The sequence below is a fragment of the Luteimonas salinisoli genome, from assembly GCF_013425525.1.
GTDB classification, from domain to species: domain Bacteria; phylum Pseudomonadota; class Gammaproteobacteria; order Xanthomonadales; family Xanthomonadaceae; genus Luteimonas; species Luteimonas salinisoli.
In genome coordinates this window covers 12107-36874 of sequence record NZ_JACCKA010000001.1, presented here as the reverse complement: position 1 = coordinate 36874, position 24768 = coordinate 12107, and the positions used below count along the sequence as shown (strand labels likewise).

Sequence of the window (24768 nt, the reverse complement as noted above, 5' to 3'; positions counted from 1 at the left end):
GCGGTGGGCTGGATGCGGTTCGCCGTCCGGTCTCCCGGGACACTATCGCCCGGAACGCTGGCGGATGCGACCGCGCGCGGGTGGACGTGCCGCCATTGCACGCGCTCCGGCGCGATCCTGCCACATGGATTCTATGGCGCCCGCGTCACACGGGCCGCGCTTCGTCGACGCTATCGCAGCCTTCGTCGATTGCGCCGCGATCGACCGCCGTTACCGCTGACTTGATCGAAAAACGCGGGAAGCGCCGCGCGCGATGCGTTCGAATCGGCCTGTTGGCGGCACCGCGCGGCCCTGCAGGCGCGCCGCCTGGGATCCATCAGCACGGCAAGGGGAAAGAAATGGGCAGCCCGTTGGCAACCGGACACTCCGATCACGAAGCGGCGCACGTGATCGCGGACGCGGGGACGTCGATCGAACTGGGCGCCATCGCCGACAGTACGCAACCGCTTGCTGCGGTGGTGTCGCGGCTCGGTAGCCTGCGTCACGCCGGAGCGCGGACCGCGCTCTGGATCCAGCTGCGCGGATGCACCCGGATCGATGCCAGCGAGGGCCGCTTCACGCTGCGGCAGAGCATGTGGATGGTGTTCGATCCGGAGTCCCGGCAGGAGCTGCAAGCGATGCGCAACGGGATGACCGTGGGCCTGCTGCTGCCAAGAGCATCGATGGCTCCGGAAGGCCTTCTCTTCCCCGGCAGCGGTCGTGCGCGCAGGGCGGAGATCCGCATCGCGTTGAACCTGTGGCGTCGTCGTGCATCGCAGACCCGGCTAGGCGCTGCCGTTGCGGCGAAGGAAGCGGCGCCGGCCACCTGGCCGCTGCTGTTGCATCTGCAGCATCTGCAGAGCGATCTGCACCGGCTCGTTGCCCGTTGCCCGGGAAGGACCACGGCCAGGAAGCATCAGGTCCTGGCGCGAATGCAGCGCGTACGGATGATGCTCGAGGGCAACACGCACCGACAGGTGCGACTGGCGGAACTGGCCGAGCTAGGGCGGTTTTCCGAATGGTGGGTCTCCAAGACCTTTCACGCGATTTACGCGGAAACGGTGCAGGAGGCCTCGATCCGCCTGCGCATGCAACGCGCCTGCGAGCTGCTGGAAAACACCTCCCTGTCGATCGGCGAACTCGGGGAAGCCTGCGGTTTCCACGATCCTTGCAGCTTCGCCCGCTTGTTCAAGAGCCGACACGGGCAGACCGCGTCGCGATGGCGCGAGGACAGGCGGCTGGGCGGCCAAGGTCTGCCGCCGCGATGGCAGGGTTCTCCCGCTGTGGCCGCGCTGGACGGCGCCGCTGGCCAACCGTGCTCGACGTCGCGCTGACAGCGTCATCGCGAGCACCGCGCTGGCGGGTCCGCCGTCGCCTAGAAACGAGATGAGGTGGCAGTCGAAGTGCCGTTTCGCCACGCCACGGGCCGGCGCCGCCCAGTCTCCGCACCAACGTGCAAGCAACGCCAATCCCACGGCCATCCGGGCCATTTCCAACCGCCGGTTCCGGCTAATGCCATCGGCTGAAGCGGAACCTAATCTGACGTTTAACGCATCCGTAACGTACCTGCCAGGGAGAACCGAAGTGACCAACCGCTGCACGCATCCGACGCCCCGACTCGCCGCGCTGTCCACGGCCATCGCCATTGCCCTCGCACCGATGCTGGCTGCAGCCCAGGAGGCGCCGGATGCCGCCGAGGAGGCCGTCACTCTCGATCGGATCCAGGTCACCGGCAGCCGCATCCTGGTGCCGGGGCTGGAAACCAGCAGTCCGGTGATGAGCGTGGAGCGCGACGACTTCCTGCGTACGCAGCCGGCCGCGGTTGAAGAGTTCGTGCGCCAGCTGCCGAGCGTGGTGCCGGGGATGGGCCCCGGCACCAACAACGGAACGGCGGGCGCGGCGGAGATCGATCTGCGCGGCCTCGGCTCCAACCGCACCCTGGTGCTGATCGACGGCCGCCGGCCAGTGCCCTACGACCTGGGCGGCGTCATCGACACCAACACGATCCCGTTGGCGCTGCTGCAGGGCGTCGACATCCTGACCGGCGGCGCGTCGGTCGTGTACGGCGCCGATGCCGTCTCCGGCGTCGCCAACTTCCTGCTGCGGCGGAACTTCGAAGGAATCGAGCTCACCAATTCCTATGGGCAATCCGGCCAGGGCGACGCCTCCCGTCTGCGCACCGAACTGACGATGGGCGCGAATCTGGCCGACGGCCGCGGCAACGCGGTGCTGAGCGTGGGTTACACCAAGGTGGATCCCCTATTGATGGCGGATCGCTCTTACAGTCAAACGGGATTCTCATCGGCCAGCGGCGCCGTACAGGGCTCGAGCACCACCGTCCCGTCCGTCATCATCGCGCCCGGGCTGGTCGGCCAGATCGATCCGGACACCGGCGCGATCTCCGGCGCCATCTCCACCTACAACTTCAACCCGCTCAATTATTTCCAGACTGCGCTGGACAGGTATCAGGCGACCGCCCTGGGCCACTTCGAAGTCAGCCGGCACGCTGAAGCCTATGCCGAACTGCGGTACGTCCGCTCGCGCGTAGATGCGCTTGCCGCGCCTAGCGGATTGTTCTTCGAAAGCCTCGACGTGCCGGTCGGCAACCCGTTCATTCCCGAGCCGGCACGCCAGCAGCTATGCCAGGCGTACGGCATCGCCGCCGCGGACTGCGTGGCCGGTAGCGAGACGCTGTTCGAGAACCTGACCATCGGGCGGCGCATGACCGAGCTGGGGCCCCGCCGGAACGATCACGATACCAAGACGTTCCAGGTCACCGCCGGCCTGCGCGGCGATATCGGCGACAGCTGGCGCTACGACGGCTACTGGTCGCACGGCGAATCCGACCAGTTCCAGCGGCGCGGCAACTGGGGCTCGCTGTCCAAGACCCAGCAGGCCCTGCTGGCGATCGACCCGGACGCATGCCTGGACACCAGCAACAACTGCGTGCCGCTCGACATCTGGGGTCCGGAGGGATCGATCACGCCGGAGATGCTGGATTTCATCAATCTCAGCGCGTTCCTGGGGCTGCGGGTCCGGCAGACCAATGCGGCGTTCAACGTCTCCGGCGAGCTGGGCGGGGCCCGCAGTCCCTGGTCGTACCTGCCCGTCGGCGTCGCCACCGGCGTGGAGTACCGCAAGGTCAAGGCCGGCACCTTCGCCGATGCCGCCTCGCAGATCGACAGCGAGGTGATGGGCACGGGCGCACCGCGCCCGGATCGCGAGGGCAGCTTCGCCTTGAACGAGGCCTACCTGGAAATGATCGCGCCGCTGGTCAACGAGCGCCCCGGGATCCATTCGCTGTCGCTGGAGCTGGGCTATCGGCACAGCGACTTCAAGACCTCTTCCGGCACCGGCAGCGACTACGGCAGCTACAAGTACGGCATGGAGTGGGCTCCAATGGAGAGCCTGCGCCTGCGCGGGATGTTCCAGCGCGCCACCCGGGCGCCCAACGTCGACGAGCTGTTCCAGCCCGCGGTGACGGGCCTGGACAACCTGGACGTGGATCCCTGCGGCGGCGGCGCCATCGATCCGTCGCAGGCAAACACACCCGGCACCCTGGCCAATCTGTGCCGGTTGACCGGCGTGCCGGAGTCCTTCATCGGCAGCCTGCCGCAGCCGTCGGCCGGTCAGGTCAACGTGTTGACCGCGGGCAACCTATCGCTCGCGCCGGAGCTGGCCGACACCGCCACCCTGGGCGTGGTGTGGGCGCCGACCGCCAATTTCGCGTTGACCGCGGACTACTGGCAGATCGATATCGAGGACGCCATCTCCGAGCCGGAGGTCGACGACATTCTCAGCGGCTGCTACGACACCGCCTTCAACCCGGGCCTGGAGTTCAACGAGTTCTGCGCCCTGGTCAGGCGCTCGCTGGTGACGGGTACCTTCAACGGCGCGACCGCACCCGGCATCGTGCTGGAGACGACCAACCAGGGCCGGCTGAAGCGCGCGGGGTTCGATGTCGGGGTCCGCTACGGCTTCGATCTGCCGTCCCACTACGGACGCCTCAACCTCTCGTTCGACGCCACCAAGGTCACCAGGAATCGCCAGCAAGCCACGCCAGTCTCGATCGACCGCGACTGCCTGGGGTACTACAGCATCTCCTGCACGCCCAGCCACGAGTTCAAGTCGATCCTGCGCACCACCTGGTCGGTCGACGACCTGGCGCTGTCGCTCAACTGGCGCTACACCAGCGCGATCGAGGTGGAACCGGGCAGCGGCAACTGGTTCGAGGACTACCGGCGGATCCCCGCCTACAGCTACTTCGATTTCAGCGCCAACTACAAGACGCCATTCAACGCCGAGATCAGCCTGTCGGTGAACAACCTGCTGGACAAGCGGCCGCCGATCGTCGGCAACACCATCGGCGCGACCAGTGAGAACAGCGGAAACACGTACCCGCAGTTCTACGACGTGCTGGGCCGTTACGTCACCTTGGGGGCGACCTTCAGGTTCGACTGACACCGGGGTGCCCGTGCCACGGCCTGGCCGTAGAGCGGAGCTTGCTCCGCTGCTCTCGGCTCCGGAGCCCGGACAGCCGAGCAAGCTCGGCTCTACCGGGGCGGACTACCTTTCGCGGCGGGCCATGGCATCGCCGGGCGGGGCGGCTCACCAGTCGACGGCCTCGCCCTGCCAGTCGATGAAACGCCCGCTGTCTTCCGACGACACGGAGTCGATCTGCCGCAACAATCCGGCGGCGGCATCCCCGGGCGCCACCTCGGCGCCCTCGCCGCCCATCTCGGTGCGCACCCAGCCGGGGCTGACCGCGATCACCACGATGCCACGATCGGCCAGCGCCTGGGCCAGCAGCACCGTGGCCATGTTCAGCGCGGCCTTGCTGATGGCATAGGTGGGGGTGCCGAAGCGCGTGGTCAGGGCGATCGAGCCCAGCCGCGAGGACAGGTTCATCACCCGCGCGCCGTCGGCCAGCAGCGGCGCCAGCGTCTGGGTGAGCAGGAACGGCCCGGCGGCGTTGGTGCGGAAGCTGTGGTCGAGGTTCGCGGCGTCCACCCGGCCGAAGGCCTCGCCGGAGTGCAACACCCCGGCATTGTTGATCAGCAGGTCCAGGCGTCCGTCCTCGCCCAGCACCAGGGGCAGCTCGCGCGCCAGCTCCGCATGCGTCTTCGGCGCGGTCGCGTCCAGCGGCAGCACGTGCAGGCGGCCAGGGTGCTCCCCGGCGAGGTGGTTGAGATCGGTAGCCTTGCCCGGCTGCCGGCAGGCGGCCACCACGCGGTCGCCGCGGGCGAGCAGTTGGCGGGTGAATTCGAGGCCGATGCCGCGGTTGGCGCCGGTGACCAGGACGTGTCGGGATTCGCTCATGGTCCCAGTGTGCCGCAACCGCCGTTGCCGCGGCGTCAGCGCGGCCCGGCCCGGCCGGGACTTGTGGCCCGGGCCCGGCCGGCCGGCTCGGGCTAGGATGTCCCGGACCACACCGCAGGGAGTGCCCCAGATGCCGTCAGTCCAGTCCTTTGCGCGCCGCTGCGCAGCAGGTTGCCGCGCGGCGATGATCGCCGTGGCCTTCGTCGCGGGCGCTGCCGCGCTGCCGGTGTCCGCGCAGACCCGGGCCGCCGAGGCGGCCGTCGACATCCCCTACGAGCAGTTCACCCTGCCCAACGGCCTGCGGGTGATCGTGCATACCGACCGCAAGGCGCCGATCGTCGCGGTCAACATCTGGTACCACGTCGGCAGCAAGGACGAGCCGGCCGGCCGCAGCGGCTTCGCCCACCTGTTCGAGCACCTGATGTTCCAGAGCTCGGAGCACCACGAGGGCGAGTACTTCACGCCGTTCGAGCTGGTCGGCGCGACCGACATGAACGGCACCACCAATTCCGACCGCACCAACTATTTCCAGAACGTGCCCACCACCGCCCTGGACATGGCGCTGTGGATGGAGTCCGACCGCATGGGCCACCTGCTCGGCGCGATCGACCAGGCCGCGCTCGACGAGCAGCGCGGAGTGGTGCAGAACGAGAAGCGCCAGGGCCAGAACCAGCCCTACGGCCAGGTCTGGGAGCTGCTGGGCAAGGCGATGTACCCGAAGGGACATCCGTACCACCACAGCACCATCGGCTCGATGAACGACCTCAACGCCGCCACGCTCGACGACGTGAAGCAATGGTTCCGCGCCTGGTACGGCCCCAACAACGCGGTGCTGGTGCTGGCCGGGGACATCGACGTCGAGACTGCCCGCGAGAAGGTGGCGCGCCATTTCGGTCACATTCCCGCCGGGCCGGAGATGGCCCAGCCACCGGTCGATCCGGCCAAACGCGACACGACCACCCGCAGCACCCTGGAAGACAAGGTGCCGCAGACCCGGATCTACCGGGTCTGGAACGTGGCCGAGACCGGCACGGTCGATCTTGACCACCTGCAGCTGTTCGCCCACGTGCTCGGCGGCAGCAAGGCCTCGCGGCTGGACCGCCGCCTGCTGCATGCCGATCGCCTGGTCGACAGCATCAGCACCGGCACCTGGGGCTCGCAGCTGGGCTCGAGCTTCATGGTCATGGCCAACGTTCGCGAGGGCATCGACCCGGCGCGCGTGGAAGCGGCGATCGACGAGGAGCTGGCGCGGCTGATCGCCGACGGCCCGACCGCGGCCGAGCTGGCCCAGGCGCAGACCGCGTTCCGTGCCGGCTTCGTGCGCGGCATCGAGCGGATCGGCGGGTTCGGCGGCAAGGCCGACGTGCTGGCGGCATGCGCGGTCTACGAGGACGACCCGGGCTGTTTCCGCGATTCGCTGGCCAACATCGCCGCGGCCACGCCGGAGGATGTGGCCGCGGCGGGACGCAAGTGGCTGTCGAGCGGCGACCACGTCCTCACCGTGGTCCCCGGCGAGCGCCAGGAGATCGCCGAGGACCCGGCGGTGACCCCTGCGCCCTTCGACCTGCCCGCGCCCGATCCGCGCTACGGCACCACGCCGTCGGCCATCGACCGCGCCACCGGCGTCCCGGTCACCGAACAGTTCCCCGAGCTGCGCTTTCCCGAGCTGCAGCGCGCCACCCTGGGCAACGGCACGCAGGTGATCCTGGCCGAGCGCCACGACGTGCCGGTGGTGCAGTTGAGCTACGAGTTCGACGGCGGCTACAGCGCCGACCAGGGGCGCCGGCTGGGCACTTCCGGCTTCGCCATGGCGATGCTCGACGAGGGCGCGGGGGAACTGGGGGCGCTGGAGTTCGCCGACCGCGCCGAATCGCTGGGCGCCAGCCTGGGCGCCGGCGCCTCGCTCGACGGCGGCAATGCGTACCTGTCGGCGCTGAAGGAGAACCTCGATCCTTCGCTGGAACTGTTCGCAAGCATGGTGCGTGCGCCGCGCTTCGACCAGGCCGAGATCGAACGGGTCCGGGCCAGCTGGATCGCCGGCATCCGCCAGGAGAAGGCGCGGCCCAACGGCGCGGCGATGCGCGTCCTGCCGCCGCTGCTCTACGGCGACGCCCATCCCTACGCGATCCCGTTCAGCGGCACCGGCACCGAGGAATCGGTGGCGGCGCTGGGCCGCGAGGACCTGGTCGGCTTCCATCGCGACTGGGTGCGTCCCGAGGGCGCCACCCTGATCGTGGTCGGCGACACCACCCTGGAGGAAATCGTGCCGCTGCTCGAGCGGCATTTCGGCGACTGGCGCGGCGCCGGTGCCGCCCCCCAGGCGCCGGCGGTCGGCGACGTCGCGCGCCCGTCCGCCTCGCGCGTGTTCCTGATCGACCAGCCCGGCGCGGTGCAGGCCAACATCTTCGTCGGCCAGGTGGTGCCCTCCACCCGCGACCCGGGCGCGACCCGCTTCGACATCGCCAACGCGGTGCTCGGCGGCACCTTCTCCTCGCGCCTGAACATGAACCTGCGCGAGGACAAGCACTGGGCCTACGGCGCCTACAGCTTCAGCCCCGGGGCGGTCGGGCCGCGGCCGTGGATGGCCTTCGCCCCGGTGCAGATCGACAAGACCGTGGAATCGCTGCAGGAGCTGCAGCGCGAGATCGCCGCCTATGCCACCGGCGAGGCGCCGCCCTCGGCCGAGGAGGTGGCGAAGATCCAGGCGCAGGAGATCCGCGGCCTGCCGGGCTCGTACGAGACCGCGCGCGCGGTGCTCTCGGAGATCGGCGGCATCGTCCGCTACGGGCGTGCGGACGACTACGTGCTGCGCCGGCGCGCCGAGATCGAGGCGTTGACCCCCGACCGCGTGGCCGCCGCCGCGACGACCATCGACCCGGCGGCCCTGACCTGGGTGGTGGTCGGCGACCTGCGGCAGATCGAGCAGCCGGTCCGCGCGCTCGGGCTGGGCGAGGTGACCATCGTCGACGCCGACGGCAATCCGGTCCTCCCGGACGGCGCCGCCGCCGACGCACCCTGAACCGCGGGATCCTGCCGCCGCCACCCGCGGCGGCAGGCCGCTTGTGTCCACCCAGGCCGGCGACGCACCATGGCGCCGGCCACGACTTCCGGGATCCCCGCATGCGCCTGCCCGTCCTGCTCGTCCTCACGCTGACCGCCAGCGCCTGCACCTGGGTCCACATGGCGCCGGGCGCCAGCGCCGTGCGGGTCGCGTCCAGCGCACCCAGCGGCTGCGAGAAGCGCGGCGAGGTGGAGGTCTCGGTCAAGCACAGCGTGGCCTTCATCGATCGCAACCCGCTGCGGGTGCGCGAGGAACTGGAGACCCTGGCCCGCAACGAGGCGCCCGGTCTCGGTGCCGATACCGTGCATCCGCTGTCCGAGCCAGCGCGCGGCAGCCAGCGCTACGCGGCGTGGCGCTGCGGCGGCTGAACCGTTCACCCGAGGGTTCACACCGCGTCGGCCGGAGCGATGTCGGCCCAAAGCTCGGCTCCGGTGCACCCAGACCTGCGCCGCGTGAACCGTATCCGGCGCACTGGCGGGACAATCATGCGCCGGGGGGGCGAAGCCGGTAAGCTATGCGCCCTTTGTCCAAGGTGCGCCCGCCATGCTGTTTCAACACGTCGCCATTGCCGGCCTGGCCCATATCGACGCGCCGCGCCGGCTCTCGACCGACGAGATCAACGCACGGCTCAAGCCCACCCTCGACCGGCTCAACATCCGGACCGACGTGCTCAAGGACATCGCCGGCATCCACGCCCGGCGCCTGTGGGACGGCGCCATGCTGGCCTCCGACGCCGCCACCCTGGCTGGGGTGAAGGCGCTGGCCGACGCCGGCATCGACCCGGGCAGGCTCGGCCTGCTGGTCAACACCTCGGTCAGCCGCGACTACCTGGAGCCGTCCACCGCCAGCATCGTCAGCGGCAACCTGGGCCTGCCGGACACCTGCCAGAACTTCGACATCGCCAACGCGTGTCTCGCCTTCATCAACGGCATGGACATCGCCAGCCGCATGATCGAGCGCGGCGAGATCGACTACGCCCTGGTGGTGGACGGCGAAACCGCGGACCTGGCCTACGAGAAGACCCTCGAGCGCATGACCCGTGTGGACGTGAGCGAGGAGGACTTCCGCAACGAGCTGGCCACCCTGACCCTGGGCTCCGGCGCCGCGGGCATGGTGCTGGCGCGCGCCGAGCTGGCCCCGGGCGCCCCGCGCTACCGCGGCGGCGTGACCCGCGCCGCCACCGAGTGGAACAAGCTGTGCCGCGGCAACCTGGACGGCATGATCACCGACACCCGCATGCTGCTGATCGAGGGCGTGAAGCTGGCCCAGAAGACCTTCCAGGTCGCCACCCAGAAACTGGGCTGGGTGGTGGAGGAGCTGGACGAGTTCGTGGTGCACCAGGTCAGCAAGGCGCACACCGCCGCCTTCACCAAGGCCATGGGCATCGACCCGAAGAAGGTCATGACCATCTTCGGCGAGCACGGCAACATCGGCCCGGCCTCGGTGCCGATCGTGCTCAGCAAGCTGCGCGAGATGGGCCGCCTGAAGAAGGGCGACCGCGTGGCCCTGCTCGGCATCGGCTCGGGCCTGAACTGCTCGATGGCCGAGGTGGTCTGGTAGGGGAAGCGTTACTTAGGTTGGTGTTGGCGGATCTAAGTAACGCCAGCGGACCCGTTGACGCAGCCTGATCCTTTAAGTAACGTTTCCGGACGGAAACGTTACTTGGAGCGAGACTATGGTCAGGGAAACGGGGACCTACGTCACTAGCACCCTGAATGGGCAGCCCTACCGTGCTTTTGTTCCGGCACCGCTGCCCCCCGACCCACCGCTCCAGTTGAACCAGGATCTGGCGACTCTGCGCGACAGAGCGCTGGTGGCCCTGGGCGAACTGAAAGGCATGACGCGCATCCTTCCCGATGCGGGATTGTTCCTTTATCAGTACGTCCGTAAGGAAGCCCTGTTGTCGTCGCAGATCGAAGGGACGCAGTCATCGCTGTCCGACCTGCTGCTGTTCGAACTCGACGAAGTGCCCGGCGTACCGCTGGACGATGTGCGCGAAGTCTCGAACTACATCGACGCGCTCGAGCACGGACTCGGCCGGATCCGCGGTGGCTTTCCGCTGTCGCTCCGGCTGCTGCGCGAAATGCACGAGCATCTGCTGCGGCGGGGCCGCGGAAGCGGCAAGGCACCCGGAGAATTCAGGCGCACGCCGGTATGGATCGGGGGGCCAAGCCCGGATCGCGCGCAGTTCGTACCGCCGCCCGCCGACCATGTAGCCGATTGCCTCGGCGCACTGGAGAAGTTCCTGCACTCCACCGAAGACGGCATCTCCCCGCTGGCGCGGGCCGGGCTGGCCCATGTCCAGTTCGAAACCATCCATCCCTTCCTCGACGGCAACGGCCGCCTCGGACGCCTGCTGATCGTGCTGATGCTCTGCGACGCGGGCCTGCTGGACGAGCCTTCCCTCTACTTGAGCCTCTACTTCAAATCCCGCCGCGAGGAGTACTACCAGCGCTTGGATGCCGTGAGGACACACGGCGACTGGGAAGGGTGGCTGCGGTTCTTCTTCGATGGTGTCGCCGCCACTTCCGGGCAGGCCGTGGACACCGCGCAGCGCCTCCTGCGCCTCTTCCAGGATGACCGTGATCGCCTGCGCACCACCGGCCGCACTGCCGGGACCGCGCTGCAGCTACACGAGGCATTCTCCCGCAATCCCCTGCGCACCTCAGCTCTACTGGTGAAGGAAACAGGCCTGTCCAAACCGGCCATCAGCCGAGGGCTCACCATCATGCAAGACCTGGCGGTGATCCGCGAAGTCACCGGCAAGCAGCGCTACAAGGTCTTCGCCTACCAATCGTATCTTGACATCCTCAGCGAAGGAGCGCAGCCGTTTTGAACAGCATGACCTTGGTCTTCCGGTCTGGACCGGATCGAAGCCAGCCACCCATAGCGCGCCAGATCCGACGGAAGCCAAGTCTGCTTTCATTCCTCTCCGGGCTTTGAAAGAACTCGCGTCGTTCTTTTCAAAGTGTGGTACCTCGGCGCTGAGGTCCATAGGTGCGGGCGCCAGCAACTATTGCGCCCCAGCCTCTACAACCCAGCACGTCTGCACTCCTCGCTCAGGGTTGCTTGTAGCCCAAGGACTACACAAGAAGACTGAAGCAAGCGGCTTGACCGAATGCCTGAGGGAGCGGGTTCAGTCCAGGTCCTGGATCCCGTCGCGCTCGGCGAGAGATACGTAAGCCTGACCACACGGAGGTGGGTCTAACCTGCCCCCTGGCGGGTATCATCGAGTGCGACGGTGCCTGGCGAGTCTGGCGCCCACGAAGTTCAGCAGGCGCGGCAACGCGCCCGCGCCGCATGGGGACCCTTGATGCCTTGGCTTGAATGGCACAACCGTAACGACGATTTGAAGGCGACGGGGAAGACACCGTATCGCCTGCTCCAACCCGTGAAATCTCTATCGCACGGCGACGAGGACGGACCGAACATGCTGATCCAGGGCGACAACCTGGAGGCATTGAAGGCGTTGTTGCCCTACTACGCCGGGCAAGTGAAGTGCGTCTTCATCGACCCGCCGTACAACACCAAGAGCGCGTTCGAGCACTACGACGACAACTTGGAACATGCTCAGTGGCTCTCAATGATGTATCCGCGCATGGTGCTTCTGCGCGAACTGCTCAGTGAGGAAGGTTCTATCTGGATCACGTTGGACGATAACGAGTCGCACTATTTTAAGGTCATGTGCGACGAGGTTTTCGGGCGCAGGAACTTCATCGCGAACGTGATCTGGCGGAAGAACTACTCACCGAAGTCATCCGCACGACACTTTTCGGTGGATCACGACAATCTGCTTGTCTACGCTAAGCAAGGTGACAAGTGGTTTCCCAACCTGATGCCCCGCACGGCAGAGCAAGACAAGGCATATAAAAACCCCGATAACGACCCACGGGGAGTATGGAAGACTAGCGACCTATCGGCGCGCAACTCGTACAGCCTCGGGATTTATCCAGTCGAGACCCCCAGCGGCAGGGTCATCCCCGGCCCACCGTCCGGGCGCTACTGGTCGATCTCCAAAGCACGATTGATGGAGCTTGACGCCGACAATAGGATCTGGTGGGGCAAGGATGGGGACAGCGCTCCATCATTGAAGCGTTTTCTGACCGACGTGAAACAAGGCCGAGTTCCACAGACATACTGGCATTACGATGAGGCCGGGCACACGCAGGATGCTAAGAAGGAGATCGTTGCGCTGTTCGGGGGCGACGTGTTCGGGACGCCGAAGCCCGAGAAGCTAATGAAACTGATACTGGAAGTTGGATCCCGCCCAGGAGACTTAGTTCTAGACAGCTTTCTCGGGTCTGGGACTACGGCTGCCGTGGCGCACAAGCTGGGGCGCCGTTGGATAGGGGTTGAGATGGGTGAGCACGCGCGGACGCACTGTCAGACGCGTATGACCAAAGTCGTCGATGGCGAGCAGGGAGGCATTTCCGGGGCGGTCGGCTGGAAGGGTGGCGGAGGCTTCCGCTTCTATCAGCTCGGTCCCAAGGTGTTCGATGACCAGGGCCGCATCAACCCCGAGATCAGGTTCGAGCATCTAGCCGCCCACGTCTGGTTCGCCGAAACCGGAACCGCCCGCAGTACGCGCGCCATGCGGTCGCCGCTGCTGGGCATCCACCGCGGCACGGCCTACTACCTGCTCTACAACGGCATCCTTAGTGACCAATCGCTCTCGGGCGGCAACATGCTGACCATGAAGGTGCTAGCGGGGTTGCCGAAGCATGACGGCCCGAAGGTGATCTACGGCGAGGGCACGAACATGACCAACGATCGCCTGCGCTCGCTGGGGATCAAGTTCAAGAAGACGCCGAACGATATCCGGGCGAGGTAATGGCATGGAACTGAAAGGCTACCAGGAAAAGGCGCTCGAACGGCTTGGCGACTTCCTGCGCGCCGCCCAGGAGCATGATGTAGCGGCAGCATTTGCCGTCCATGCCCATCCAGATCCGAAGACGATGCTGGCGCCGGACTATCGCCCCCTTCGTGGCAAGGACGGGGCGGAACTACCAAGTCTGCGAGAGGTGCCGTATGTTGCCATCCGCATTCCCACAGGAGGCGGCAAGACACTGATGGGTGCGCACTTCATCCGGTGCGCAGCTGAAAATTGGCTGGACCGCGACCGGCCGTTGGTCATGTGGCTCGTGCCGAGCCGCGTGATCAAACAACAGACGCTGGACGCCTTGAAGAACCGGCGCCACCCCTACCGTCAGGAGCTCGATGACGCGTTCGGCGGACAGGTTTCGGTGTTCGACAGCGACGACATCGAGCAGCTGACGCCCCAGGAATTGGCCAATCGCACCTGCGTGGTGGTGGCCACGATGGCCGCCGCTCGTGTTCAGGACATCGACATCCGGGACTTCTATGCCCACAAGGAGGCGCTGGAACCTCATTTCATCGCCCTCCCCAAGGCCGAAGTGTTCGCGGAACTGGAGCAGGCCGATGGCGGCAGCGGGCCGAGGTTCTCGTTCGCCAATCTCCTGCGTCTCTATCGCCCGCTGGTTATCACTGATGAAGCGCACAACGCTACCAGCGAGCTGTCTGGCACTGTCTATGAGCGCCTCGCGCCGAGCGCCATCATCGAGCTGACTGCGACGCCGGACATGGCTGCCAGCAATGTGCTGGTGCGCGTCTCGGCCTCGCAACTCTTCGCCGAGGAGATGATCAAGCTGCCGGTGCTGTTGGAAGAGCATCTGGACGGGTGGGATGTTGCCTTGCGCCATGCCTTGCTTCGACGGCAAGAGCTCGAGGAGATCGCCAAGAAGGAAGCCGACTACATTCGGCCAATTCTGTTGATCCAAGCCGAGCACAGGGGTGGCGAGGCCACCGTCGAGACGATCTACGAGCACCTGACAGGCGAGGACGGCGAGCGCATCGACAAGGAGTGGGTGAAGATCGCGACGGGCGACCAGCGCCAACTGGACGGAATCGACCTGTTCGCCGAAGACTGCTCCGTGCGCGTCATCATCACAATGGAGGCACTGAAGGAGGGCTGGGACTGCTCGTTCGCTTATGTACTTTGCTCCGTATCCGGTACAAAGTCTGCGACCGCCATCGAGCAGCTGCTTGGCCGCGTGCTACGCATGCCCTATGCGCGGACACGGAGCCAGCCTGTGTTGAACAAGGCCTATGCGCACGTGGTCTCGCCTTACTTCGGGGCGAAGGCGGTCGAGTTCACCGACCACTTGGAGAGCATGGGGTTCTCGCGGCTGGAAGCCGCACAGAACCTTCCGATGCAACCCGCCCTGATCCCAGGCGGAGATGAGCGCCCCGCCTTGATGGCGGAGACGATTCGGTTCACGGCAGGGAAGAAGCCGGATCTGGCGAACGTGCCTGCAGGCGATCTGGCGAGCATCCGGATCGAGCCAGCCGTCGAGGACGGCAAGTTCGAGGTTGTGGTCCAGGGTGCCATCCAGCCCGAGAGCGTCGAGGCCATCGCCAAGCTGTTCTCCGGGAAGACGCGTGACAGCGTGCGAACGTCGCTCGAACAGCACAACACGAGGGCTCAGTTGCGGGAGACACCCGCGCAGAAGGGCGTGAAGTTCGAGGTACCGCAGCTGTCGATCAAGTTCGGCGACCGCGTGGTCCCTGTCGAGAACGACTTGCTGGTGGAAGACGGGTTCTGGAACCCAGCCGACTCGGCGGGCACCCTTGATACGCTGACGTTCGATACGCGCACGCAGACCTGGGAGATTGACCTTGTCGAGAGGGCTGTGAAGATGAAGATGGTCCAGGAACCACAGGCCGAGTATCTGTCCGGCCTAACTGGTGACTGGCAGGAGGCCGACCTGCTGGTGTGGCTCGAAAGTAAGGTGGTCCAGAACGACGTACGACAGGAAACGATGGTGGAATGGATCGCCCGCGCCATCGCTCCGTTGAAGCGCAAGGGATACAGCCTGGGTCAACTGGTACGTGGTCGCTTCATCATTGCACGGCGTCTTTTAGCGCTGTTGGACGAGGCTCGTGCGCAGCGCGGCAACCAAGCCCACCAACGGCTGTTCGCGCTGGATGAAGTGGTGGTTGATCCGGCTGTCGTGTTCTCCTTCTCGAATCTGGCCTATCCCATGCGGTCGCCGTGTCCAGCTCCGCAGGAGTGGCCGAAGCACTACTATGCGGTGCCCGGTGATCTTCCGTACCGCCGCAGGGATGGAACCCCGGCGGAGGAGTACCGCTGCGCGCTGGCCATCGAGCGCAATCCCGATGTCGAAGTGTGGGTGCGGAACCTGCCCCATCCGACGCAGTTCCGCTTCCCGACCGCGACCGGCTCCACCTATCCCGACTTCATTGCGAAGTTGAAGGACGGCCGCATCTTCGTGATCGAGTACAAGGGCGATGACCGCTACGACCACCCGAAGAACGTCGCCAAGCGCGCGGTCGGCGAACTCTGGGCGCGAAAATACTCCAACGGGATCTATCTGATGCCGCGCGAGAAGGATGACGAAGGGCGCGACATCGACCAGCAGATCGCGAACGCTATCGCGAGGACTTGACCGGAACGCATTGGCGGAGCAACAGAAGAAGCCCAAGGTGTGGATCACCTCGATACGAACCCGATGCCGGTACAAGCCGCAGTGGCAGTCGGGCGCTCACGTTCTCCTATTGCAACCGGAAGGTTGGTACGCGACGTTCGCAGGAATGCGAAAAAAGGCTCAGCTAGTGCGTCTATCGATTCGTGCGTTGACCGTACTGGCGATCTTGCCGAGGAAGGCATGGCCTTTCGGAGTAAGGTATAGAACGTTGCGCTTACGGAAGTTCGGATCGGGGCGCTGTGCGATGAAGTCGGGACCGACTTGACGCGCGCTATTGAGCTCAGTCCAGTCAAGCACGTTGCGGCTGGAAGCCGCCTGCGACATATCTCCAATTGCGGAGCTAATTTCGCTCTGTTGGATGCCGGGACTGCGGGCGACGGCGAGAAGGGTGAGGATACGCGCCGCCGTGATATCAGGATGATGTGTTCGGAACTCACGTAGTGCGGCTTGTAGTGCCGCAATTACTTGGTCTTGCGTCAACGTCATAGGTTAGTCAGTCTCGAACCATCGCTCGCTGCGCGGGGTTTCGTATGGTGAAGCTCGTCCTGGGCGATTACAAGTCGTCGTGAGCAAGAGCGATCTTTTGGAGCACGGTGCGCGGGAACTACTTGCGAATGGCACGATGAAATTGCGCTCGAAATGGCGCTTGACGGTGCCCTTGGCTCATAGCAAACTCACGCCTACGGAGCGTAGAAACTCCACACAGAGCGGTGCCCACCTCCGAAAATCCAGTGGGTTTTTGTGCCCGTGCTGCTGCGGGCACGACCGACGCGATGCCTGCGTCGGGAGGGCGGCTAATACAACACCCTTCGGGGAAATACGCCCGCCGGCTCTGTGCGGTTTCTAACCTCCCGACTTCCCGTCCGCCGTGCCGCGGTGGGCGGCCACTTCATGGAAGGAGGAGGCAACGATGTCGAACCGTGAATCGGACGATCTGCAGGTGCCGGGCTATTTCCTGCCGGAAGACAGCCAGCTTCGGCTGGAGAAACTGCGCGATCACATGGTGTTCCTGTCCCGGCTGGCGCAACCGCGCACGTCGGCGGAACGGCAAGGGTGGATGCCCGAAGCGGGCGCTGCCGATCTGGCGATCTGCCTGGAGCTGCTGGCGGCGCAGGCCACCCTGGTGCTGGAGGCCGTGTCCTGGCCGGCCCACCGGCAGGCCGCGGCAGATGGGCCCGCCGCCAAGGCGGAGGCCCTACTCCCGCAGGCTTACGCCGCCGCAAGCGAACGCTTCACCTTCGGCGTCACTCTGGACCAGATCGACGCGCTCGGCCGGCTGATCCAGACCATCTCGGCGCATGGCGGCGTGGTGGCGGCCGCCCGCGCGGGCGAGCAGGCCGACCACACCCTGCCCATGTTGGGTCGGGCGATCTTCGAAGGCGCCGCGGCGGTGCGCGACCTCCTCGATCAGGTGGAGGCGCAGCGGCTCGGGAAGGGGGCACGCTCCCGTGTCCGCGTGGGGGAAGGGCAGGCGGTCTATCGGGGCGCGGCTTCGGGTACGGCTGCCGGTAGCCTGCCCTGCGGCATCTCGCTGCCCGCAAGCTCGGCGTTGGGACACGCCAAACGCCCCGCTGTGCTCCAGCTCCATTGATCAAGGCCACCAAGGCGCCCGGCTCGCGGGCCGGCGCCGATGGCGCGCCGGGCTCGTGCCATCCGCGCCGACATGGGCCGAGAGAGCCGATTGAAGCATCGCCAGCATTTCGCCACTATCGGCGCTGCTCGTCCCTGGCGGATGGGGAGCAGGTGATTGCGTTCAAGTGCCCGCTTCGAGTTGGGATTGAGTTGAGGAGGCCCGTAGATGTTCAAGTCGGCGATTTCCATCGCGTTCGCGGCTGTCGGGCTAGTGGGTTGTGACCGGGCGGAAGTGGTAGACGATGGCGCTGGCCGGTACACGCATGTCGATGTGCACTATCGAAGCTTCGATTCTCTCGCGCCCGTCTCGTACTCGAAATCAGATCTTGTCAGCTGGGCCTCGGTAAAGTTCAGCACGGACGACGCCGCGACGATAGGCAGGCTGAACTCGGTGATCCCGAGCCAATGCCGCCAAGTTCGAGCGCCGGTCGAGTCGTCGCTTGACTACTACTTGCTGGTCGAATTCTTCGATGGAGATCGGCTGAAGAAGGAGTTCGGCGCATCCGGTCTCCATTTCGTCAAGGAAGATGGCGTCTCGGAACGGGTGTGCGAGCTTCTTCCGGGTGATCGACGACAGCTGGCCGAGGTGCTTGCAAGCGTCTCGGCTGCAAACTAGCGGGTCGATTCGGCGTATTCGCCTGACATCGCCTGCGGATGTCGCACTAAACAACACCATCCAGGTGCCCAGGCGCATCGCCGGAGCAGCGATCCCGGGGGAGGCATAGAATGCCCGCAGAACCGCACGGGAGTGCCGAGATGAGTAACCTCAGTCAGCAGGTCCACCAGTTGGCCGACCAGTTGCCGCCGGAGGCGACCTGGGACGACGTGATCGAGCAGGCGCGCTTCCGCAAGGCGGTGCAGGAGGGCATCGCGGCGGCCGACCGCGGCGAATTCGCCCGCGAGGAGGACGTGCGGCGGGCATTCCGGAAGTGGGGCGTGGACGTTGAAGCTTGAGCGGTCGATCAAGGCCCTGATCGACTTCGATGAAGCGTAAGCCTGGACCCCCTCGGAGGCTCAGCCATGTCTGCCCAGACACTACGGCAGCAAGTGCATCACATCGCGGATGAGCTGCCGCCCGAAGCGACATGGGATGACGTGCTGTATCAAGTCGAACTGCACGCCTCCATCGAGCGCGGCTTGGCGCAGGTCAGGGCGGGCAACACGATCCCGGCTGAAGACGTGCGGGCGCAGCTGCAGGCCGAACTGAAAGCCACGCAGTGAAGGCTGTTCCGGACGGAGGGGGTGGTGATCCGCCCGGAGTTCGCGAAGCGAAAAGAAAGCAACCCCGCACGCGCTAGCCGGTTTCCCGGGACCCTCCCAAGTGGCACTTGGGCGTTCGCGCAATGCAGGGTCGACCGCAGGATAGCCCACCCCGGCCGCTCCGTGTACAGGCGGTATCTACCTGCAAATCAGCGCGCCCCCTGCATGCCTGCCGAAATCATCCCAAGGATGTCCGGACCAAAAAGAGACGCCCGCGCGAGGCGGGCGTCGGGCCGAGGATGCTATCCCCGGCGGGGCTAGGCGATTATCGCTGCACAACGATCTGATCACCCCAGTTCGCCAAGTGCGCGAACGCTTGCCGCACGAGGCCATCGTCGCGCTTGCTGCCAAGCGCTACGCCTGCAAGGAACTGGTATTGCTGCCGATCGACGATCTGATTCGGATCCCTGGCGGCTTCGGTCGCAGTCCTAGGTTGCTCGTCGCCCTCATGAACCGGCCAAGGCGGCGTAGCGACAGCAACGCTCAGGGATCCACCCGGCAGGCTGCCCACCTGGCCTTGTCGGCTATCGAGCCTGAAGGGATCTGGTGCACCTGCCGCCCTTCGGGCCCTTCCGTCAGGCAGAACGCGCCGAGGTAGGAGCGGTTGCTCCAGTTCGCCCCGTCCTGGATGTAGGCATTGATGAAAGCCGAGTACCGCGTGCCGGGCTGGACGGGTGCGGCTTCGACCAGCGCTTCCGCCCCCTCGGGCTGGGCGCCATACGGGAGGCACTGCGCCGGGTCCAGCATGACGGGCGGCAGCCTGCCGGCCAGCGACCAGACTTCACGCACCACGTTCTCCGACGCGTCCAGCTCGGACACCACCATGGCGCCGAGCTTGATGGGGTGACGGCGCGCCTCGCGGGTATCGGCAACGCCGAAGCAGGGCAGCCCGCCCTGGTCCTGGATCGGCATGTCGAGCATGCGTTGCCGGGCTTCGCACCCGCTCGCAAGGATGGGCAGCGCATACGCGAGAATGAGGGTCGCTCGCTTCAATGGAATTCTCGCTCGCGGCAGGTTTCTCGGGTCGGAAGGGCCGCACAGGAAACGGATCCAGCGCGTCCTCGAGTCGCCCGTGGTGGCATCGCCCACCACTGCCCACGTCCTTGCCATGACCGACCTCCAGTGCTTCCGTGTGCTGGGGTGGCGATACTACGACAGGCCGCTCCACCAGGCAGTCGGCCGAGGTAGGTGTCACCAGCTGGCCGATTGCCTGGCGGTCGAGGTGGCGTGGCGCGAGGAGGTCGTTGCGGCGGGAGTCATCGGAAAAGCATAGCGGGGGTCGTCCGCTACGAATTCATCTTCGTGACCCGGGGTCAGGTTCCTTTGGGGGACGCGCGGCGGGTTGCGGCGATGCCGGCATCTTTTGCCGCGCCGGCTCTCGCGTGCATGGCACGCTCCTACGAGGGGGCGCGGGCGTGGCCGGCCTTACTCCTTGACGACGCCCTGGCGCCTGCTCGCGGTGTGCTGCATCAGCTTGTCGGTCCAGGCGATGCCGAGCGCGGAGAGAATGAAGATGGTGTGGATCACCGCCTGCCACATCACCCCGGCGGCGCTGTAGGTGGTGCAGGTGCGGGCCGAGTCGCCGCCGGCCGCAGCGTAGAGGCGCGCGGCCTCCAGCGCTTCCATGGTGCCGCACAGCGGCAGGCCGCCGACCATGCCGGCCTCGATGAAGGTCTTGAGCAGGTGGATCGAGCTGATGCCGATGATCGCCATCGCCAGCTTCACCTTCAGCACGCTGGCGTTGACGTGGCTCAGCCATTCCGGCTGGTCCGGGTGGCCTTCCAGGCGCAGCCGCGACACGAAGGTCTCGTAGCCGCCCACGATCACCATCACCAGCAGGTTGGAGATCATCACCACGTCGATCAGGCCCAGCACCAGCAGCATGATCGCCTGCTCGGACAGGTTGTTGACGTCCTGGATCAGGTGCCAGAGTTCCTTGACGAACAGGAACACGTAGACGCCCTGGGCGACGATCAGCCCCAGGTACAGCGGCAGCTGCAGCCAGCGCGAGCTGAAGATCAGCGCGGGCAGTGGGTTGAGGCGGGGCTGGGACGGGGTGGACATGGCTGCACCGGCGCAAAGCGCGGCAGCGTAGCGGGCGGCGGGGGCGTTGCCAAGCGGGCCTGTTTCCGGACCGGCGAGTGCCGCCCGCCGGGGCCGGCTGGCGTCGCCCCCCGTCTGCGCGGGAGCGATTGCCTACAATGCGCACCCTTGTCCCAACCTGCGGCAGGCGCGTGGACCATCCCGACTACCCGTTTACCGGCCGGCGCCTCGAAGTGCGGCCGGGCATCGCCATGCACTACCTCGACGAGGGCCCGCGCGACGGCGAGGTGGTGCTGATGCTGCACGGCAACCCGTCGTGGAGCTTCTACTGGCGCCACCTGGTACTGGGCCTGCGCGACCCGGCTCTCGGCAAGGGTTATCGCTGCATCGTGCCCGATCACGTCGGCATGGGCCTGTCGGACCGGCCGGACGACGCGCCGGGCGCGCAGCCGCGCTACGCGTACACGCTGCAGTCGCGCATCGACGACGTCGAGACCCTGCTCGCGCGGCTCGGCATCGACGGCCCGCTGACCCTGGCGGTGCACGACTGGGGCGGCATGATCGGCTTCGGCTGGGCGCTGGCGCGCAGCGAACGGGTGCGGCGGCTGGTGATCCTCAACACCGCGGCGTTCCCGCTGCCGGCGGCCAAGCCGATGCCCTGGCAGTTGTCGCTGGGGCGCGACTCGCGGGTCGGCGGCTTCCTGATCCGCGCCTTCAACCTGTTCGCGCGCGGCGCGGCCTGGCTGGGCACCGAGCGCCGCCTGCCGGCGCCGGTGCGGCGCGCCTACATCGCCCCCTACCGCGGCTGGCGCAACGCCATCTCCACCCTGCGCTTCATGCAGGACATCCCGCTGGGCGAGGGCGATGCGGCCTGGCCGCTGCTGGTCGAGTCCGCGCGGCGGCTGCCGGACTACGCCGATCGCCCGGCCTTCATCGGCTGGGGCTTGCGCGATTTCGTCTTCGACCGCCACTTCCTCGAGGGCTTCCGCGCCGCGCTGCCGCAGGCCGAGGTGCACGCGTTCGAGGACGCCGGCCACTACGTGCTCGAGGATCGCCACGAGGTGCTGGTACCGGAGATCCGCGGCTTTCTCGACCGCCACCCGGTCTAGGTCCGGCCGGGCGCGGAGAGGGTCGGGCCGCAGGCGAGCGGGTAAGCTGTGCGGGTGACCACACGACCAGATCCGGCCCGCGCGGACGCCGCCCAAGGGGCCGCCTGCAACATCGCCGCGGCGCTGCCGCGGCTGGCCGCCGAGCATCCGCAGCAGGTCGCGATGCGCTGCCCCGGGCGCGGCGGCCGCTATCGCGTCGCCCTGACCTACGGCGAGCTGGACGCGCGCAGCGACGCCATCGCCGCCGGCCTGGCCCGGCACGGCATCGTCCGCGGCACCCGCACCGTGGTGATGGTGCGGCCGACGCCGGAGTTCTTCCTGCTGATGTTCGCGCTGTTCAAGGCCGGCGCGGTGCCGGTGCTGGTCGACCCCGGCATCGACCGCGCCGCGCTGCGGCAGTGCCTGGACGAGGCCGAGCCCGAGGCGTTCATCGGCATTCCGTTGGCGATGCTGGCGCGGCGGCTGCTGGGCTGGGCGAAATCTGCGCGCGTGCGCGTGACCACCGGGCGCCGGCCGTGGCTGGCCGATGTCGCGCTGGTGCAGGTGGAGCGGGAGGGCGCCGGCGCCGGTCCGCAGCTGGCCGACACCGGCCCGGACGAGATCGCCGCGATCCTCTTCACCAGCGGATCCACCGGGGTGCCCAAGGGCGTGGTCTACCGGCACCGGCACTTCGTGGCGCAGATCGCGATGATGCGCGAGGCGTTCGGGATCGTGCCCGGCGGGGTGGACCTGCCGACGTTCCCGCCTTTCGCGCTGTTCGATCCCGCCCTGGGGCTGACCTCGATCATTCCCGACATGGATCCCACCCGCCCGGCCCGCGCCGACCCGGCGAAACTGCACGCGGCGATCGAACGTTTCGGCGTGGACCAACTGTTCGGCTCCCCCGCGCTGATGCGGGTGCTGGCCGAGCACGGCGCGCCGCTGCCCGGGCTGCGCCGCGTCACCTCGGCCGGCGCCCCGGTGCCGGCGGACGTGGTCGCGGCGATGCGCGCGCTGCTGCCGGAGGATGCGCGGTTCTGGACGCCCTACGGGGCCACCGAATGCCTGCCGGTGGCGGTGATCGAAGGGCGCGAGCTGATCGCGCTGGGCGAGCGTACCGCACAGGGCGCCGGGACCTGCGTGGGGCGGCCGGTGCCGCCCAACGAGGTGCGCATCATCGGCATCGACGACGGCGCGCTCGAGCACTGGGCCCAAGCGCTGCCGCTGCCGACCGGGCAGGTGGGCGAGATCACCGTCGCCGGCCCCACCGCCACCGACAGCTACTTCAACCGCGACGCGCAGACCCGCCTGGCCAAGATCCGCGAAACGCTGCCCGACGGCGGCGAGCGCGTGGTCCACCGCATGGGCGATCTCGGCTACTTCGACGACGATGGCCGGCTGTGGTTCTGCGGGCGCAAGACCCAGCGCGTCGAGACCGGCGCCGCCATGCTGTGCACCGAGCAGGTCGAGCCGGTGTTCAACGGCCACCCGGCGGTACGGCGCAGCGCGCTGGTGGGCGTCGGCCCGCGCGGCAGCCAGCGGCCGGTGCTGTGCGTCGAACTGCTGCCGAAGGCGTCGCGCGCGGACCATGCGCGCATCGCCACCGAACTGAGCCGCATCGCCGCAGGCCACGCGCATACCGCGATGATCGACGCGTTCCTGTTCCATCCGCGGTTCCCGGTCGACATCCGCCACAACGCCAAGATCGGCCGCGAGCGGCTGGCGGCCTGGGCGGCCACCCGCCTGCGCCAGGCGCCGCCGCACCCGGGCGGCGAAGGGAGGTCGGCATGAAGGTACTGGTCACCGGCGGCGGCGGCTTCCTCGGCCAGGCGCTGTGCCGCGGCCTGGTCGAACGCGGTCACGCGGTGACCAGTTTCAATCGCGGCGACTACCCGGCGCTCGACGCGCTCGGCGTACGGCAGTTGCGCGGAGACCTGGGCGAGGCCGATGCGGTGCTGGCCGCCGCCCGCGGCGTGGACGCGGTGTTCCACAACGCCGCCAAGGCCGGCGCCTGGGGCAGCCATGCCAGCTACCACCGCGCCAACGTCGCGGGCACCGCGCACGTGATCGCCGCCTGCCGCGCGCATGGCGTTGGCCGGCTGGTCTACACCTCCACGCCCAGCGTCACCCACCGCGCCACCCACCCGGTCGAGGGCGGCACCGCGGACACCGTGCCCTACGGCGAGGATCTCAAGGCGCCGTACGCGGCCACCAAGGCCGTCGCCGAACGCGAGGTGCTGGCGGCCAACGCCGCGGACCTGGCGACGGTGGCGCTGCGGCCGAGGCTGATCTGGGGCCCGGGCGACAACCAGCTGCTGCCGCGGCTGGTCGAACGCGCGCGCGCCGGACGCCTGCGCTTCGTCGGCGGCGGCGACAACCGCATCGACACCACCTACGTCGACAATGCCGCGCAGGCGCATTTCGACGCCTTCGAGCACTTGGCGCCGGGCGCGGCCTGCGCCGGCCGCGCCTACTTCATCAGCAACGGCGAGCCGATGCCGGTGCGCGAGATCGTCAACGCCCTGCTGCGCGCGGCCGGCGCGCCGGAGGTGACCGGCACGGTGCCGTTCCGCGTCGCCTACGCCGTCGGCGCGATCTGCGAGGGCGTCTGGCCGCTGCTGCGGCTGCGCGGCGAGCCGCCGATGACGCGGTTCCTGGCCGAGCAGCTGGCGACCACGCACTGGTACGACATGACGCCCGCCACGCGCGATTTCGGCTACGTCCCGCGCGTTTCCGTTCACGAGGGCCTCACCAGGCTGAAGGAGTGGTGGGCCCGCGACGGCGCCATCACCCGCTGACGACCGGGCGCTGGTGATGATCGGGGGTACGCCACTACCGGCTCCCCCTTACCGGAGGTTCG

At 67.4% G+C, this 24768-nt stretch carries 19 protein-coding genes; 15 read left to right on the top strand and 4 right to left on the bottom strand.

All coding sequences use genetic code 11. The features are described from left to right. The first annotated feature begins 338 nt into the window (after positions 1-338). Positions 339-1313 carry a helix-turn-helix transcriptional regulator gene (locus tag H0E84_RS00140; RefSeq protein ID WP_180676594.1) on the top strand — a complete coding sequence of 325 codons (975 nt, stop codon included), beginning with the start codon at positions 339-341 and terminating at the stop codon, positions 1311-1313. A gap of 250 nt (positions 1314-1563) precedes the next feature. Further along, complete coding sequence (locus H0E84_RS00135) at positions 1564-4440, top strand: TonB-dependent receptor domain-containing protein (protein WP_345776235.1); 2877 nt, start codon at positions 1564-1566, stop codon at positions 4438-4440. Positions 4441-4587: 147 nt separating this feature from the next. Here the strand turns inward: H0E84_RS00135 and H0E84_RS00130 are convergent, their stop codons facing one another. Continuing rightward, complete coding sequence (locus H0E84_RS00130; protein ID WP_180676593.1) at positions 4588-5298, bottom strand: SDR family oxidoreductase; 711 nt, start codon at positions 5296-5298, stop codon at positions 4588-4590. A gap of 184 nt (positions 5299-5482) precedes the next feature. On the opposite strand from H0E84_RS00130, the gene H0E84_RS00125 reads away from it, so the two are divergent. From H0E84_RS00125 to H0E84_RS00100, 6 genes are all read left to right on the top strand, one after another. Then, on the top strand, positions 5483-8317 hold the full coding sequence (locus H0E84_RS00125; RefSeq protein ID WP_180676592.1) for a M16 family metallopeptidase: 2835 nt from the start codon (positions 5483-5485) through the stop codon (positions 8315-8317). Between the two features lie 101 nt (positions 8318-8418). Continuing rightward, positions 8419-8727, top strand: a complete 309-nt coding sequence (locus H0E84_RS00120) for a DUF4156 domain-containing protein (protein ID WP_180676591.1) — start codon at positions 8419-8421, stop codon at positions 8725-8727. Between the two features lie 175 nt (positions 8728-8902). After that, the gene (locus H0E84_RS00115; protein ID WP_180676590.1) at positions 8903-9919 is read left to right on the top strand and encodes a 3-oxoacyl-ACP synthase III; all 1017 of its coding nucleotides are present in this window, start codon (positions 8903-8905) and stop codon (positions 9917-9919) included. A gap of 214 nt (positions 9920-10133) precedes the next feature. Next, positions 10134-11195, top strand: a complete 1062-nt coding sequence (locus tag H0E84_RS00110) for a Fic family protein (RefSeq protein WP_425600437.1) — start codon at positions 10134-10136, stop codon at positions 11193-11195. Positions 11196-11672: 477 nt separating this feature from the next. Further along, positions 11673-13190: a site-specific DNA-methyltransferase gene (locus H0E84_RS00105; RefSeq protein ID WP_180676588.1), complete on the top strand. Its 1518-nt coding sequence runs from the start codon at positions 11673-11675 to the stop codon at positions 13188-13190. A 4-nt stretch (positions 13191-13194) separates the two neighbouring features. Then, positions 13195-15846 (top strand): DEAD/DEAH box helicase, encoded by a 2652-nt coding sequence (locus H0E84_RS00100; RefSeq protein ID WP_180676587.1) that lies wholly within the window; start codon positions 13195-13197, stop codon positions 15844-15846. Positions 15847-16005: 159 nt separating this feature from the next. Here the strand turns inward: H0E84_RS00100 and H0E84_RS00095 are convergent, their stop codons facing one another. Further along, a complete protein-coding gene (locus H0E84_RS00095; RefSeq protein ID WP_180676586.1) occupies positions 16006-16371 on the bottom strand; it encodes a MarR family winged helix-turn-helix transcriptional regulator in 366 nt (121 codons plus the stop codon). A gap of 424 nt (positions 16372-16795) precedes the next feature. Between H0E84_RS00095 and H0E84_RS00090 the strand changes: the two genes are divergently transcribed. From H0E84_RS00090 to H0E84_RS00075, 4 genes are all read left to right on the top strand, one after another. Continuing rightward, the gene (locus tag H0E84_RS00090) at positions 16796-17476 is read left to right on the top strand and encodes an XAC0095 family protein (RefSeq protein ID WP_180676585.1); all 681 of its coding nucleotides are present in this window, start codon (positions 16796-16798) and stop codon (positions 17474-17476) included. Positions 17477-17683: 207 nt separating this feature from the next. Next, the gene (locus H0E84_RS00085; protein ID WP_180676584.1) at positions 17684-18133 is read left to right on the top strand and encodes a hypothetical protein; all 450 of its coding nucleotides are present in this window, start codon (positions 17684-17686) and stop codon (positions 18131-18133) included. 140 nt (positions 18134-18273) lie between these two features. After that, positions 18274-18471 carry an RNA-binding protein gene (locus H0E84_RS00080; RefSeq protein ID WP_180676583.1) on the top strand — a complete coding sequence of 66 codons (198 nt, stop codon included), beginning with the start codon at positions 18274-18276 and terminating at the stop codon, positions 18469-18471. A 66-nt stretch (positions 18472-18537) separates the two neighbouring features. Continuing rightward, positions 18538-18738 (top strand): hypothetical protein, encoded by a 201-nt coding sequence (locus H0E84_RS00075; RefSeq protein WP_180676582.1) that lies wholly within the window; start codon positions 18538-18540, stop codon positions 18736-18738. A 522-nt stretch (positions 18739-19260) separates the two neighbouring features. Here the strand turns inward: H0E84_RS00075 and H0E84_RS00070 are convergent. After that, positions 19261-19770: a hypothetical protein gene (locus H0E84_RS00070; RefSeq protein WP_180676581.1), complete on the bottom strand. Its 510-nt coding sequence runs from the start codon at positions 19768-19770 to the stop codon at positions 19261-19263. A 432-nt stretch (positions 19771-20202) separates the two neighbouring features. Further along, on the bottom strand, positions 20203-20841 hold the full coding sequence (locus tag H0E84_RS00065) for a TIGR00645 family protein (RefSeq protein WP_180676580.1): 639 nt from the start codon (positions 20839-20841) through the stop codon (positions 20203-20205). Positions 20842-21011: 170 nt separating this feature from the next. On the opposite strand from H0E84_RS00065, the gene H0E84_RS00060 reads away from it, so the two are divergent. From H0E84_RS00060 to oleD, 3 genes are read left to right on the top strand one after another with little or no spacing between them, the layout of a single operon-like run. Next, positions 21012-21929 (top strand): alpha/beta fold hydrolase, encoded by a 918-nt coding sequence (locus tag H0E84_RS00060; protein WP_180676617.1) that lies wholly within the window; start codon positions 21012-21014, stop codon positions 21927-21929. Between the two features lie 54 nt (positions 21930-21983). Next, complete coding sequence (gene oleC / locus H0E84_RS00055; protein WP_180676579.1) at positions 21984-23699, top strand: olefin beta-lactone synthetase; 1716 nt, start codon at positions 21984-21986, stop codon at positions 23697-23699. Next, complete coding sequence (gene oleD / locus H0E84_RS00050; RefSeq protein WP_180676578.1) at positions 23696-24706, top strand: 2-alkyl-3-oxoalkanoate reductase; 1011 nt, start codon at positions 23696-23698, stop codon at positions 24704-24706. Before oleC ends, oleD begins: the two co-directional genes overlap by 4 nt. The last annotated feature ends 62 nt before the right edge of the window (positions 24707-24768 follow it).

Bases quoted from the DNA above. Each gene is read 5' to 3' on its own strand.
- H0E84_RS00140 (WP_180676594.1), top strand. From the start codon at position 339: ATGGGCAGCCCGTTGGCAACCGGACACTCCGATCACGAAGCGGCGCAC.
- H0E84_RS00130 (WP_180676593.1), bottom strand. From the start codon at position 5,298: ATGAGCGAATCCCGACACGTCCTGGTCACCGGCGCCAACCGCGGCATC.
- H0E84_RS00125 (WP_180676592.1), top strand. From the start codon at position 5,483: ATGATCGCCGTGGCCTTCGTCGCGGGCGCTGCCGCGCTGCCGGTGTCC.
- H0E84_RS00120 (WP_180676591.1), top strand. From the start codon at position 8,419: ATGCGCCTGCCCGTCCTGCTCGTCCTCACGCTGACCGCCAGCGCCTGC.
- H0E84_RS00115 (WP_180676590.1), top strand. From the start codon at position 8,903: ATGCTGTTTCAACACGTCGCCATTGCCGGCCTGGCCCATATCGACGCG.
- H0E84_RS00105 (WP_180676588.1), top strand. From the start codon at position 11,673: ATGCCTTGGCTTGAATGGCACAACCGTAACGACGATTTGAAGGCGACG.
- H0E84_RS00100 (WP_180676587.1), top strand. From the start codon at position 13,195: ATGGAACTGAAAGGCTACCAGGAAAAGGCGCTCGAACGGCTTGGCGAC.
- H0E84_RS00095 (WP_180676586.1), bottom strand. From the start codon at position 16,371: ATGACGTTGACGCAAGACCAAGTAATTGCGGCACTACAAGCCGCACTA.
- H0E84_RS00090 (WP_180676585.1), top strand. From the start codon at position 16,796: ATGTCGAACCGTGAATCGGACGATCTGCAGGTGCCGGGCTATTTCCTG.
- H0E84_RS00085 (WP_180676584.1), top strand. From the start codon at position 17,684: ATGTTCAAGTCGGCGATTTCCATCGCGTTCGCGGCTGTCGGGCTAGTG.
- H0E84_RS00080 (WP_180676583.1), top strand. From the start codon at position 18,274: ATGAGTAACCTCAGTCAGCAGGTCCACCAGTTGGCCGACCAGTTGCCG.
- H0E84_RS00075 (WP_180676582.1), top strand. From the start codon at position 18,538: ATGTCTGCCCAGACACTACGGCAGCAAGTGCATCACATCGCGGATGAG.
- H0E84_RS00065 (WP_180676580.1), bottom strand. From the start codon at position 20,841: ATGTCCACCCCGTCCCAGCCCCGCCTCAACCCACTGCCCGCGCTGATC.
- oleD (WP_180676578.1), top strand. From the start codon at position 23,696: ATGAAGGTACTGGTCACCGGCGGCGGCGGCTTCCTCGGCCAGGCGCTG.